The organism is Blastococcus carthaginiensis (genome assembly GCF_030731085.1).
Classification (GTDB): domain Bacteria; phylum Actinomycetota; class Actinomycetes; order Mycobacteriales; family Geodermatophilaceae; genus Blastococcus; species Blastococcus carthaginiensis.
Map to the genome: position 1 here is coordinate 265,023 of NZ_JASNFN010000004.1, position 12,948 is coordinate 277,970.

The 12,948-nt window shown below is 74.9% G+C and carries 14 protein-coding genes; 6 read left to right on the forward strand and 8 right to left on the reverse strand.

The window, feature by feature from the left end; genetic code table 11:
• Nucleotides 1-963 carry a cytochrome c oxidase assembly protein gene (locus tag QOZ88_RS06440; RefSeq protein ID WP_305998965.1) on the reverse strand — a complete coding sequence of 321 codons (963 nt, stop codon included), beginning with the start codon at nt 961-963 and terminating at the stop codon, nt 1-3.
• A gap of 150 nt (nt 964-1,113) precedes the next feature.
• Nucleotides 1,114-2,430, reverse strand: a complete 1,317-nt coding sequence (locus tag QOZ88_RS06445) for a M23 family metallopeptidase (protein WP_305998966.1) — start codon at nt 2,428-2,430, stop codon at nt 1,114-1,116.
• Between the two features lie 316 nt (nt 2,431-2,746).
• Here QOZ88_RS06445 and QOZ88_RS06450 point away from each other — a divergent pair, with 316 nt between their 5' ends.
• The 5 genes from QOZ88_RS06450 (at nt 2,747) to QOZ88_RS06470 (ending at nt 8,099) form a co-directional block, all read left to right on the forward strand.
• Nucleotides 2,747-3,889: an alcohol dehydrogenase catalytic domain-containing protein gene (locus QOZ88_RS06450; protein WP_406568217.1), complete on the forward strand. Its 1,143-nt coding sequence runs from the start codon at nt 2,747-2,749 to the stop codon at nt 3,887-3,889.
• Between the two features lie 607 nt (nt 3,890-4,496).
• On the forward strand, nt 4,497-5,618 hold the full coding sequence (locus QOZ88_RS06455) for a DUF222 domain-containing protein (RefSeq protein ID WP_305998968.1): 1,122 nt from the start codon (nt 4,497-4,499) through the stop codon (nt 5,616-5,618).
• Nucleotides 5,615-5,758 (forward strand): hypothetical protein, encoded by a 144-nt coding sequence (locus QOZ88_RS06460; protein WP_305998969.1) that lies wholly within the window; start codon nt 5,615-5,617, stop codon nt 5,756-5,758. Before QOZ88_RS06455 ends, QOZ88_RS06460 begins: the two co-directional genes overlap by 4 nt.
• A 341-nt stretch (nt 5,759-6,099) precedes the next feature.
• Complete coding sequence (locus tag QOZ88_RS06465) at nt 6,100-6,993, forward strand: oxidoreductase (RefSeq protein ID WP_305998970.1); 894 nt, start codon at nt 6,100-6,102, stop codon at nt 6,991-6,993.
• 272 nt (nt 6,994-7,265) lie between these two features.
• Nucleotides 7,266-8,099, forward strand: a complete 834-nt coding sequence (locus QOZ88_RS06470) for a DUF4190 domain-containing protein (RefSeq protein ID WP_305998971.1) — start codon at nt 7,266-7,268, stop codon at nt 8,097-8,099.
• 46 nt (nt 8,100-8,145) lie between these two features.
• Here QOZ88_RS06470 and QOZ88_RS06475 read toward each other — a convergent pair whose 3' ends face one another.
• From QOZ88_RS06475 to QOZ88_RS06495, 5 genes are all read right to left on the reverse strand, one after another.
• Nucleotides 8,146-9,765 carry an ABC-F family ATP-binding cassette domain-containing protein gene (locus tag QOZ88_RS06475; protein ID WP_305998972.1) on the reverse strand — a complete coding sequence of 540 codons (1,620 nt, stop codon included), beginning with the start codon at nt 9,763-9,765 and terminating at the stop codon, nt 8,146-8,148.
• 40 nt (nt 9,766-9,805) lie between these two features.
• Nucleotides 9,806-10,066 (reverse strand): three-helix bundle dimerization domain-containing protein, encoded by a 261-nt coding sequence (locus QOZ88_RS06480; protein ID WP_305998973.1) that lies wholly within the window; start codon nt 10,064-10,066, stop codon nt 9,806-9,808.
• A 117-nt stretch (nt 10,067-10,183) separates the two neighbouring features.
• On the reverse strand, nt 10,184-10,618 hold the full coding sequence (locus QOZ88_RS06485; RefSeq protein ID WP_305998974.1) for a DUF1801 domain-containing protein: 435 nt from the start codon (nt 10,616-10,618) through the stop codon (nt 10,184-10,186).
• A 9-nt stretch (nt 10,619-10,627) separates the two neighbouring features.
• Nucleotides 10,628-10,759 (reverse strand): hypothetical protein, encoded by a 132-nt coding sequence (locus QOZ88_RS06490; RefSeq protein WP_305998975.1) that lies wholly within the window; start codon nt 10,757-10,759, stop codon nt 10,628-10,630.
• A gap of 5 nt (nt 10,760-10,764) precedes the next feature.
• Nucleotides 10,765-11,400, reverse strand: coding sequence for a class I SAM-dependent methyltransferase (locus QOZ88_RS06495; protein WP_305998976.1), 636 nt, complete (start codon nt 11,398-11,400; stop codon nt 10,765-10,767).
• Between the two features lie 9 nt (nt 11,401-11,409).
• Here QOZ88_RS06495 and QOZ88_RS06500 point away from each other — a divergent pair, with 9 nt between their 5' ends.
• Complete coding sequence (locus tag QOZ88_RS06500; protein ID WP_305998977.1) at nt 11,410-12,471, forward strand: winged helix DNA-binding domain-containing protein; 1,062 nt, start codon at nt 11,410-11,412, stop codon at nt 12,469-12,471.
• Between the two features lie 21 nt (nt 12,472-12,492).
• On the opposite strand, the gene QOZ88_RS06505 is transcribed toward QOZ88_RS06500, so the two are convergent.
• Nucleotides 12,493-12,936 carry a nitroreductase family deazaflavin-dependent oxidoreductase gene (locus QOZ88_RS06505; RefSeq protein WP_305998978.1) on the reverse strand — a complete coding sequence of 148 codons (444 nt, stop codon included), beginning with the start codon at nt 12,934-12,936 and terminating at the stop codon, nt 12,493-12,495.
• Between the last annotated feature and the right edge of the window lie 12 nt (nt 12,937-12,948).

The following is a 12,948-nucleotide window of genomic DNA, read 5'->3' on the forward strand; positions in this document are numbered from 1 at the left end:
TCAGGCCCGCTGCTGCTCCGAGAGGGCCCGCAGCCGGGCGTTGTACGCGGCGAGCTCCGCGCCGCCGTCGCGGTCGGCCGCCCGGTCGAGGGTGCGGGCCCGCCGCTCGTCCGAGCGGGCCCAGGAGAAGAAGACGACCGACAGCACCAGGACGGTGGGCAGCTCGCCGAAGGCCCACACGATGCCCCCGGCCACGGCCTGGTCGGCGAGCGGGTCGACGCCCCACCCGGCCGGCGGCTCGGCGAAGGAGTCGACCACCAGCGACCCGGCCATCATGATCGCGACGCCGAAGAAGGCGTGGAACGGCACGGGCAGGAACAGCTCGAGCATCCGCCCCGGGTGGCTGAGCGTCCGCGGCCACGGGTCCTGGGCGACGATCGGGCCGAAGAACAGCAGCCCGGTGACGACGAAGTGGGCCAGCATGAACTGGTGCCCCACGGGGTTGGACATGAGCGCGTCGAACAGCGGCGTGAAGTAGACGCCGTACAGGCTCGCGAGGAAGAGCGGGACCGTGAACAGCGGGTGGGCCACGACGTAGGCGAACCGGCTGTGCAGCGCCTCGAGCAGCAGCGCCCGCGGGGCACCGGCCGGGCCACGACCGCGCGGCAAGGTGCGCAGCGCCAGCGTCACCGGCGCGGCGAGCAGCAGGAGCAGCGGCGTGATCAGCGAGAGCACCATGTGCTGGGTCATGTGGACGCTGAAGAGCACCATGCTGTACCCGTTGAACCAGGTGCCGGTCGCGGCGAAGAGCGACGCGGTGCCCCCGGTCCAGGCGAGCGTGCGCCACCACGGCCAGCTCACACCGGTGCGCCGCAGGTGCACGACCGCGGCCAGGTAGAGGACCAGGCCGGCGACGCTGAGCCCGGCGAGCACCGACCAGGCGTCCAGGTGCGGGAGGAACATCCGCCCCCAGGTCGGCGGCTCGCCCGGGACCCACATCCCCGAGTGGTGCCCGTGCTCCACCGCGACCTCCTCTTGCCGGCCGGTCCTGCGACCCACTGTCCCACCGCGCTGCCCCACCCGAGCGGGAGGCACCGGCGATCTCCCCCACGTGCGACGACGCCCTCCGCCGGAACTGCTCCGGGGGAGGGCGTCGTCGTGGGCCGTGCGGTGTCAGATCTGGACGCCGCGCTCCCGCAACCAGGGCAGCGGGTCGATCCGCTCCCCGTCGATGCCGCCGACGTGCACCTCGAAGTGCAGGTGCGGGCCGGTGGACTGGCCGCGGTTGCCGAGCAGCGCGATGGTGTCGCCGGCGCGCACCACCTGGCCGGGCGTCACGAGGATCTCGTCCATGTGGCCGTAGACGGTGACGTCCCCGTTGCCGTGCTGGATGTACACGGCCAGCCCGTAGCCGCTGGCTGGGCCGGCCTCGAGCACGACGCCGTCCATCACGGCGTACTCCGGCGTGCGCATGGGCGCGGCCAGGTCGATGCCCGCGTGCAGCGTGCCCCAGCGCGCGCCGAAGCCGCTGGTGAGCCGCCCGCCCTCGACGGGGAGCACCGCCTTCGGGCGCGCGGCCTCGGCCGCGGCGCGGTCGGCCTCCTCCTGGGCGATCCGGTCGGCCTCCGCCTGGGCGTCCGCGGCGGCGGTGCGATCGGCATCGCGGGCGTTGCGGCTGGCGACCATCTCGCGCAGCCGCGAGGTGTCGTCCTCGTCGACCTGCGGCGCCGCGGTGGAGGCGTCGATGCCGAGCTGTTCGGCGACGCTGATCGAGTGGCCGGCCGTCTCGGTCGCCACCTCCGTCGCACCGCTGACCGACGCCCCGCTGATGCTGAGCGCGCCGACCAGGGCCGCGGCCAGGTAGAGCGCGGAACGCCGGCGACCGGCCGATGGGCGGCGGTCCAGCCAGCCGCGACGGCCCGCCGCGACGGCGGCGACGACCTGCGCCGGCTCCGCCTCGGGTGCGACCGCGGCGTCGAGGACGACGACGACCGGCTCGACGGGCGCCGCCGGCGAGGGCTCCTCCTCGACGTCCTTGACGACGACGACGGCCGCGGGCGCGGGTGCCTGTGCCTCGGCGAGCGCGGCGACGTCGGTGACCGGCGCCAGTGCGGCGAGGTCGACGGTGGGCCGCTTGTAGGGCGTCGGCCGGCGCCGCACGGGCACCTCGGCGGCGGCCGCGGCGGCGACCTTGGCGGCGATGACCTGCAGGACCGCAGCCCGGGCCGAGGTGAGCGGGGTCGACCCCGCGGACGGTGTGGCGCCCTTCGCGGTCGCGCCGGCGGCCCGGCTGCGTGTGCGGGTGGTGGGAGCGGTCGTCCGACGGGCCCCCGCCCCGCGCGCCTTCCCCTGGCGCTGCGGCGGAACCGTGGACCCGGCCTTCTCCTCGATCGTCCCGCTGGCGGCGCGGGCCGGGGCGGGCGTGGCGTCGACCGTGCCGGTCGGTGCCGCACCCCCCTCGGGGAGGCGGTCGTGGTGGAGCGAACTCATGCACCTGACTTCCGTCGGCGGACATTGCAGAGCGGCTCCCGGGGAGAGGAGCGGGGCCCATGTAAACACGGCGTGATGGATTCGTGATCTGCCCGACGGGGTAGCGACCTGCAGTTCTATGAACTGGATCACCGCACTGCGCGCAGCTTGCTCACCGTTGCGTGAACATTGGTTAGCGCAGAGTGAGGGACGCGCCGTAGATGGTTGAGAGTCGCGCGATCCGGCTCACGTCGGGGCAGAAGACCCTTTTCCGAAGCCCGATCGAGGGAGAAGTCGTATGCGCGCAGTGACCTGGCACGGTCGTGGAGACGTCCGGGTGGACACCGTCCCGGACCCCGCGATCCAGGAGCAGACCGACGTCATCGTCGAGATCACCTCCAGCGGCATCTGCGGGTCGGACCTCCACCTCATCGAGGTGATGGCCCCCTTCATGTCGGTCGGTGACGTGATGGGCCACGAGCCCATGGGGGTCGTCCGCGAGGTCGGGCGGGACGTGACCGCGGTGAAGCCCGGCGACCGCGTCGTCGTGCCGTTCAACATCTCCTGCGGCACCTGCTGGATGTGCGCCGAGGGGCTGCAGTCCCAGTGCGAGACGACGCAGAACCGCGAGCAGGGCATGGGCGCCTCGCTGTTCGGCTACACGAAGCTCTACGGGCAGGTACCCGGCGGTCAGGCCGAGTACCTGCGGGTGCCCTTCGGCAACACGCTGCCGATCAAGGTGCCCGACGCCCCGTCGGACGACCGCTTCGTCTACCTCTCCGACGTGGTCCCCACCGCCTGGCAGGCCGTCCAGTACGCCGCCATCCCGCAGGGCGGCAGCGTCCTGGTCCTCGGCCTGGGCCCGATCGGCGACATGGCGACCCGCATCGCCAAGCACCTGGGCGCCGGGCAGGTCATCGCCTCCGACGTCGTCCCGGAGCGCCTGGCCCGGGCCCGACGCAACGGCATCACCGTCATCGACTCGACCGACCAGGCCGAGGTGGTCGCCCGCGTGCGCGACCTCACCGACGGCCGCGGCCCCGATGCGGTGATCGACGCCGTCGGCATGGAGGCGCACGGCTCCCCGCTGGCGTGGGCCGCCCAGAAGGCCAGCGCGGTGGTGCCCGACGCGATCATGGAGAAGGTCATGACCGTGGCCGGCATCGACCGGCTGGCCGCCCTCAACACGGCCATCGAGGCGGTCCGCCGCGGCGGCACCATCTCCCTGTCGGGCGTCTACGGCGGCGCGACCGATCCGCTCCCCCTCATGCGCATGTTCGACAAGCAGATCCAGCTGCGCATGGGCCAGGCCAACGTGTGGCGCTGGGTGCCCGACATCCTCCCGCTGCTGATCGACGGCGACCCGCTCGGCGTCGACGAGTTCGCCACGCACCGGGTGCCGCTGGAGCAGGCGCCCGAGGCCTACGCGAACTTCCGCGAGAAGAAGGACGGCGCGGTCAAGGTGCTCCTCCAGCCCTGACCGGCGCCCGACGACGAGGCCCCGGTCACCGCGCTTGCGGTGGCCAGGGCCTCGTCGTGCTGGGCCTTGGCGAATCACCACTTCGCCCCCGAGCCGAGGCTTCGAGCACCGCAGCCGCTCGCCGGCCCTGCCCCCGGCCGGCACCTGCCGTGGGCGCCTCCTCTCCCGCCAGCACCTGCTGTGGGCGGCTTCCTCTCGCCGGCACCGGGCCTTCCCGGCACCTGCCGTGGTCGGCTTCGCCCTTGCCGGCACCCGACCTGGCCGACGCCTGCCCGCGTGGGTCCGGAATTGTCGTACCCCCGGCCTAGCCTGCGGGTATGTCGGTGGCGGCGAGCTTCGAGGTGGGGGTGTCGGTGTCCCTGGTGGACCCGTTCCCGTCGGAGTGGGAGCTGGCCGACCCCGATCCGCAGCGGTGGGACGAGCCGCTGTCGGCGTGGCTGCCGGCCCGTCGGTCGGCGGGCGAGGCGGCGGATCTGCTGGGGCAGATCGTGGCGGCCGAGGCCCGGCTGGCCGCACTGCGGGTGGAGCTGGTGATGGACCTGGCCGCCGCCCGCCCCCCGGCGGGGAACGCGCCGGATCGGTGGGCCCGGCCGGGGCGAGCGAGTTCGTGCCCGACGAGCTGGCGATGGTGCACAACAGCAGCCGCACAGCAGCGGTCACCCTGCTGGAGCACGCCGAGGTGCTCACCACCCGGCTGCCCGCCACGTTCGCGGCGCTGCGGCTGGGGCGGCTGGACTGGCCGCGTGCCCGGGCGCTGGCCGCGGAGGTCGCCGCCTTCGGCGCCGACACCGATCCGGCGGTGATCGCCGCCGCCGAGGCCGCCGTGCTGCCCGGCGCCACCGGCCTGGGGGTGGGCAAGCTGCGCGAAGCGCTGCGCGGCGAGCTGCTGGCCCGCGACGCCGAGGCCGCCGACCGGCGCCGGCAGACCCGACAGCGGGCCGCGGACGTGACCGTGCGCCCGGTCGGGGACGGGATGAGCGAGTTGCGCGCCCTGCTCCCGCACCCCGACGCCCGGGCCTGCCGGGCGGCCCTGGACGCCCACGCCCGGGCGGCGCAGGAGGCCGGCGACGGGCGGCCGATCGGCATGTTGCGCGCCGGCGCCGCCGCCGATCTGATCCTGCGCCCCTGGCAGGACCAGCCCGCGGTCACCGCCCAGCTGACCGTCATCGCCCCGCTGACCGCCCTGACCCCCGCCGGGTTCCTCGCCGCCGGGGCCCCCACCCCGGCCGCCTTCACCCCACCCGGCACCCCACCCGGGGTTCCCGAGCCGGTCGGGGAGGTCGACGGGGAACCGATCACCGCCGCCCACCTGCGCGAACTGCTCACCCAGCTGGACGCCTGCCACCTGCAGGCACCTCCGGCCGGCAGCCTGCACATCGCGATCACCGACGCCACCGGCGCGCTGCAGGCCGTCACCGGCCGCACCGAACTGGCCCGCCTGGCCACCACCGGCTGCCCCCACCACCCCGAGCAGGCCTGTGGCTGCCCGCTGCTCGGGCCACCCGGCCCGGGGACCGCTACCGCCCCTCGGACCCTCAGCAACGATTCCTCCCGCTGCGCGACCGCACCTGCCGCCACCCCGGCTGCACCGTCCCCGCCGGCTGGGCCGACCTCGACCACGTCATCCCCCACGCCCAGGGCGGGGCCACCGCCTGCGAGAACCTGTGCTGCCTGTGCCGCCGCCACCACCGGCTCAAGACCTTCGCCCCCGGCTGGCAGCACACGATGAGCGACGACGGGGTGCTCACCGTCATCACCCCCACCGGCGTCACCCGCACCACCCGACCACCGGGCTACCGCGTCCTCACCACACCACCCGAACCACCACCGGAACCAGCGGACCCGGACGACGACCCACCACCGTTCTGACCCACCCGGTTAGTGCGGCCGGGCGTTCATGCCCCCTCCCCCGGGACGAGATCTGCGGCGCCGCGGGCGATCGACGCGGCGGGGCCATGGAGCTGCTGGGCTGCCGGGCTGCCGGGCTGCCGGGCTGCCGGGCTGCCGGGCTGCCGGGCTGCGGGGCCATGGGGTGGGGCACCGGGGTTCCGAGGGCATCTCCAGCGGGCGAGCCGGGAAGCTCAGGCTCCGCCGGGGCGGCCGGCGTCGTCTCCACCGCCTCGACCTCCGGCTGCTCGCGGTCCCAGCAGCCTATGGCGCAGAGGCGGCCGGGACGCGCATGAGCGGCCCGCGCCGGGTAGGGGCGGGGCATGACCACCACCACCGCGGAGAAGTCCGGCAGCTACCGCCTCGGCGACCGGGAGGTGCACCGGCTCGGCTACGGCGCCATGCAACTGGCCGGCCCTCACGTCATGGGGCCGCCGGCCGACCGGGACGCCGCGATCGCCGTGCTGCGCCGCGCCGTCGAGCTCGGCGTCGACCACATCGACACCAGCGACTACTACGGCCCCACCGTCGTCAACGAGCTCATCCGCGAGGCCCTGCACCCCTACCCCGACGACCTCGTCATCGTCACCAAGGTCGGCGCCCGCCGTGACGCCGACGGCGGCTGGCCCGAGGCCCTGGCGCCCGACGACCTGCGCCGGGCGGTGCAGGAGAACATCGACCACCTCGGGGTGGCGGCCCTGGACGTGGTGAACCTGCGCATGCCCGGCTTCGCCGAGCCGGTGCAGCGCTCGCTCGCCGAGCCCTTCGAGGCACTGGCCGCCATGCAGCAGGACGGGTTGGTGCGCCACCTGGGCGTCAGCAACGTGACGCCGCAGATGTTCGCCGAGGCGCAGGCGATCGCCCCGGTGGTGTGCGTGCAGAACCACTACAATCTGGTCCACCGCGCGGACGACCCGATGATCGATGCCCTCGCCCGCGAGGGCATCGCGTACACGCCGTTCTTCCCGCTGGGTGGCTTCAACCCGCTGCAGTCGGCGGCCCTGGAGACGGTGGCCCGGCGGCTGGAGACGACGCCGATGCAGGTGGCGCTCACCTGGCTGCTGGCCCGCTCCCCCAACCTGCTGCTCATCCCGGGCACCTCCTCGGTCGCGCACCTGGAGGAGAACCTGCAGGCGGCCGCCCGGGTGCTCGGTCCGGAGGAGCTGGCGGAGCTCGACCGCATCGGCGGCACCGGGCAGCCCGATCCGGCCGGTTGACCCGCCGGCGCCGTCCCACAGGTCTGCGAGGCCGGCCCCAGCACCCGGTCGAGGTGGTCGTTGCCGAAGACCCCACCGGCGTCCAGCCGGTCCCGCAGCGCGCGGACCGGGCACCGCGGACCGGGTCCGCGGAGGGACCGGTCCCGGCATCTGCCGGGGCAGGTGGGACGGCTGGTGGCTCGCCGCAGGTGTCGGGCCCCGGATGAGCGGGCGAGCCGCGCCGGACCCATACGGTCCCGGCCGGTACCACCGCATCCTCGAAGGAGCCCGTCTTGTCCTACCCCCCGCAGGCGCCGCCGCAGTTCTACGGGCCGCCTCCCGCCTACCAGCCGCCCAAGAAGGGCGCCGGTCTGGCCATCGCCTCGATGGTGCTCGGCATCATCGCCCTGCTCCTCAGCTGGATCCCGATCGTCAACAACGTGGCGGCCGTCATCGGCCTCGTCGGGCTCGGCCTGGGCATCCCCGCGCTGCTGCGGGCCCGCCGCGGGACGCACGGCGGCACGGGCATGGCGATCACCGGCCTGATCACGTCGGTGCTCGCCGTCGTCGTCGTCTTCGCGACCCAGGCCTTCTACGCCGAGGTCATCGACGAGGTGCAGGAGGAGCTCGACCGCGCCGGCGACGAGATCTCCGCGCCGCCGGCCGGTGACACGGCCCCCGTCGACGCCGGGGGTGAGCCTGCCGCCGAGGCGGTGCCGCTCGGGGTGCCGGCGCAGGTCGGCGACTACCAGGTCACCGTCGACGCCGTCGAGCTCGACGGGAACGCGACCGCCGCCGCCGGCAACCAGTTCAACGAGCCCGCGACCAACGGCCAGTACGTCGTCGTGCAGCTGACGGCTACCTACACCGGCGCCGAGGAGGGCTTCCCGGGGATGGACCTCACCGCGGTCGTCCACGGCAGCGACAACCGGCAGTACAGCGACTCCGAGTGCATGGCGGTGCTGCCGGACGACGCGATGAACGCCCCCACCCTCAACCCGGGCGGCACGGACACCTTCCAGTTCTGCATGGACGTCCCGCCGGCCGCTCTCGCGGGTGCCGAGCTGTCGGTGGAGCCGACCATCAGCTTCGACTCCGACGAGCGCGTCTTCTACGCACTGGGCTGACTGGCCGCACGACGGCGGCCGCGCGGCCGCCGTCGTGCGCTGGTGCTCAGCGGGCGCGGGCGACCCGCGTCTCGTCGAACACCGGCTCGGCGGACTCGTACACCCGGCCGTCGGCGCCGAAGACCAGGAAGCGGTCGAAGGACCGGGCGAACCAGCGGTCGTGGGTCACCGCGAGCACCGTGCCGTCGAAGGCCGCGAGCGCCTCCTCCAGCGCCTCCGCGGAGAGCACGTCGAGGTTGTCGGTCGGCTCGTCGAGGAGCAGCAGCGTGGCGCCGGAGAGCTCCAGCGCGAGGATCTGGAAGCGCGCCTGCTGACCGCCGGACATGGTCCGGAAGGGCCGGTCGGCGGCCTCGGTGAGCCCGTACCGGCGCAGCACCGCCATCGCCCGCCCGCGGTCGACGCCCGGCCGGCCCGGTTCGCCGTGCCAGAGCAGGTCGACCGGGGTCCGGTCCTGCCACTCCGGGTGTGCGTGGGTCTGGGCGAAGAGGCCGGGGACGACGCGCGCCCCGAGCCGCCACGACCCGGTGTGCGCCACCTCCTGCCCGCCGAGCAGCCGCAGGAAGTGCGACTTTCCCGCACCGTTGGCCCCCAGGACGCCGACGCGGTCGCCGTACCAGACCTCGAGGTCGAACGGCTGCATCAGCCCGGTCAGCTCGAGCTGCTCGGCGATCACCGCGCGGACCCCGGTGCGGCCGCCGCGCAGCCGCATCGCCACCTTCTGCTCCGGCGGCCGGTCCGGCGGGGGCCCGGCGGCTTCGAACTTGGCCAGCCGGGTCTGCATGGCGTGGTAGCGGCTGGCCATGTCCGGCGAGTTGGCCGCCTGCTGCTGCAGCGTGCGGACGAGGTCGACCAGCCGCTGGTGCTCCTCGTCCCAGCGCCGGCGCAGCTCGGCCAGCCGCTCGTGCCGGGCCGTCCGCGCCTCGGGGTAGGAGGCGAACCCGCCGCCGTGCACCCACGCCGTCCCGCCCTCGACGGTCACCACGCGGTCGGCCACCCGCGCCAGGAGCTCGCGGTCGTGGCTGACGAACAGCACCGTCTTCCGCGTCTCCACCAGCCGCTGCTCCAGCCAGCGCTTGCCGGGGACGTCGAGGTAGTTGTCCGGCTCGTCGAGCAGCAGCACCTGGTCCGGGCCGCGCAGCAGCGCCTCCAGCGCCAGCCGCTTCTGCTCGCCGCCGGACAGCGTGGTCAGCTCGCGGTACTTGCAGCGCTCGTAGGGCACGCCCAGCGCCGCGACGGTGACCGTGTCCCAGGTGACCTCGGCGTCGTAACCCCCGGCATCCCCCCACTGCGCCAGCGCATCGGCGTAGGCCATCTGCGAGCGCTCGTCGTCGGTCTCCATGAGCGTCAGTTCCGCGGCCTCCACCGCATCCCAGGCGGCGCGCACCGCGGGCGGCGAGAGGTCCACGAGGAACCGCTGGACGGTCGTGTCGTCCCGTACCGACCCGATGAACTGGCGCATCACCCCGAGACCCCCGGTGCGGGCCACCGAGCCCACCTCCGGCGTCAGGTCGCCGGCGATGATCCGCAGCAGGGTGGTCTTGCCCGCACCGTTCTCCCCCACCAGCGCCGCCCGGGCGCCCTCGCCGACGCGGAAGGAGACGTCGTCCAGGAGCACCCGGCCGTCGGAGAGGGTGTGCCGGATCCCGGTCACGTCGACGTAGCCCACGCCGACATCCTCCCGCGCCCGGCAACAGGGTTTCGGCCGGTCAGCCGATCTGCCGGTCCAGGCGGTAGCGCGCCAGCCGCTCGACCAGCTCGGGCAGCGCCCCGACCGGTGACCCCCCGAGCTCCCGCCGGCAGTCCCGGACCACCCGCACGACCAGCTGCGGCCGCACCCGGCCGGCGTACTCCCCGCGCAACCGGTCGACGGCCTGGTCGACCGACGGGTCCACGGCCTCCCCGGCGCGCGGGGCGTCGGGACGCTCCGGCGTCGAGCCGGAGGCGCTGGGCGGAACGGCCAGGGTCATGGACGGTCCTCACGTCTCGGAACAGGTGCCGGCCGGATGGCGTGGCGGTTCCACACGGTGCCGTACCGCAACGTGCGGGACCAGGGACCTAGGTCACGCCGGGTCGGCCTGCTCCGCTCAGGACGACGAGGCGAAGGCGTTGCCGCCGGAGCGCGTGGCCGCCACGGCATCGCGCACCAGAGCACTCAGCTCGGCGGTGTCGACCGCATCCAGGGAGGAAAAGCGGATGCAGCTCTTGCCGCAGGAGACGCGGCCGAGCCGTCCGGCCCGCGTCTCGGGCAGGTACTCGCCGTCGACGACGGCGCACACGTAGAGCGACAGGTGCCGCTTCTGGGCGGCGAGCGCGATCAGCGGCCAGGACGTCGTCGCCTTCGCCGACCTCGGCCGGTACGGCATCATCCCGTAGCCCAGCATCGCCGTGGCGCCCATGGGCACCAGCTGGCGGTCGATGCCGGGAGCGGCGAGCACCACGAGCTCGTCGACCCGGCGCAGGTCCTGCTCCCGGGCGCCGGCTGCCGCGAACCAGGTGTCGATCCCGCCGGTCCCGGACACGCGCCCTCCTCAGCCCAGCGCGATCGAGAGCACCGTCGCGCCGGCCGCGAGGACCATCGCGAGGACGACGAGCGCCGCGACCAGCCGCCGCCGTCGTTGCGACTCGGGGCCGCCGACCCCACCCATTCCCATCACGGCCACCGAGGCTACCGCCGGCCGGCGCGCCGTCCCCAGAGCAGCGTGTCCAGCGCGGTGCCCTCCGGGGTCACCCGGCGCACCTGCTCCAGCCGCTCGACCTCCAGGAGCCGGGCGACCGGGGCCAGCCGGTCGACGCTGTGCAGGATCGCCGGCTCCTGCGGGCCGCCGACCCCGGCCGTGAGGTTCTCCACGTCGTGCCCGAGCAGCAGCAGCCGGCCGCCGGGGCGGAGCCACCCGACGGCCCCGGTGAGCAGCGCCGTCGTCTGCTCCTCCGGCAGGTGGAGGTAGGCGACCAGGATCAGGTCGAGCGATCGCTCCGCCGCCGACCAGGTGAGCACGTCGGCCGTCACCCAGCTGACCTGCTCGGCGTCAGGGCGGGCCCGGCCGCGGTCGAGGCCCACGGCGGAGAAGTCGACCGCGGTCACCGCCCACCCGCGGGCGGCCAGCCACAGCGCGTGCCGGCCCTCGCCCGCGGCGAGGTCGACCGCCGCGCCCGGCGGGACGTCGGCGAGCAGCTCCGCCACCAGCTCGTTCGGCCCCGACGACCACTGCGCCTGCTCGCCGTACCGCCGATTCCAGTCCTCCGCCCGCACCCCGGGAGTGTGGCAGCCGAGGAGCCCCGGATCGTCGTCCCCGTCTGCCACCGTGTCCGCGTGACGACGCTGCACGACGTGGCCCTCATGCGCCTGGTGGCCCAGCGGCTGGCCGGCCCGCCCGCCGCCGACGCCGCCGCGGCGGTGCACCGGCTCCTGGCGGTGCAGGGTCAGGACTTCCCGGGCGCGGTCACCTCGCTGGCCCTGCGCACCAGCACCCGTGACCGCACCGCCGTGCTGCACGCCCTCGACACCGGGTCCGTCGTCCGCTCCTGGCCGATGCGCGGCACGCTGCACCTGGTCCCCGCCGGGGACCTGCCCTGGATGCTCGAGCTGCTCGGCCCACGCGCGCTGGCCGGGCTGGCCGGCCGGCGCGCCGCCCTGGGGCTGACCGACGCCGACGCCGAGCGCGCCCGCGGCCTCGCCGTCGCGGCGCTCGCGGGCGGCCGCCGGCTCCCCCGCCGCGCGCTGCTGACGGCGATCGACGAGGGCGGCGTGCCGACCACCGGTCAGCGGGGCTACCACCTGCTCTGGTTCCTCGCCCAGACCGGCACCCTCTGCCTAGGGCCGACCGACGACGGCGAACAGCTGTTCGTGCTGCTCGACGAGTGGGTGCGCGCACCCCGGCGGCTCGCCCGCGAGGAGGCGCTCGCCGAACTCGTGCTGCGGTACTTCCTGGGTCACGGCCCGGCCACGGTGCACGACCTGGTGCGCTGGGCGGGGACGACGGTGCGCGACGTCCGCACCGGGCTGGACGCGGTCCGGGACCGGCTGGAGCGCATCGAGGTGGACGGGACCGAGCACTACCTCGACCCGGAGACGCCCGAGCGCTGCGCGGCGCACCGGGAGGCCGCGCGGGCGCCACTGCTGCTGCCGGGGTTCGACGAGTTCGTGCTGGGCTACGCCGATCGCGGCGCCGTCCTGGACCCGGCCCACGCCGAACGCATCGTCCCCGGGCGCAACGGTGTCTTCCGCCCGACCGTGGTCGTCGACGGCCGGATCACGGGCACGTGGCGGCCGGCCGGCCGCGGGGCGGCGCGCACCGTCGAGGCCGAACCGTTCACCGCGTGGGATGCCACCGTCGCCGAGGCCGTCCCGCGGCTGGCGGCCGCGCTGCCGTGAGGCACCGGGGCCGCCGTCGGATCAGCGGCGCTCGACGAGGAAGACGGGGATGCGCCGCTCGGTCTTCTGCTGGTACTCGGCGTAGGGCGGGTAGGCCGCCACGGCCCGCTCCCACCACTCGTCGCGCTCGGCGCCGGAGATCTCCCGCGCCACGCCGTCCCACGGTTCCGGCCCGTCCTGCACGGTGACCTGGTCGGGGTGCGCCCGCAGGTTGGCCACCCAGGCGGGGTCGGTCGGCGCGCCGCCCTGGGAGCCGACCATGGCGTACACGCCGTCGTGCTCGACCCGCATCAGCGGCTGCTTGCGCACCGTGCCGGACTTCGCCCCCCGCGTGCTGAAGACGACCACGGGCAGCCCCGTGTCCCGGAGCGTGTTGGCCTCGCGACCGCCGGTGGCCTCGTATCGCTCCACCTGGTCGCGCACCCACTGCTGCGTGCTCGGCTCGTACTTCCCCTCCAGCGGCATGTCCCGAATCTA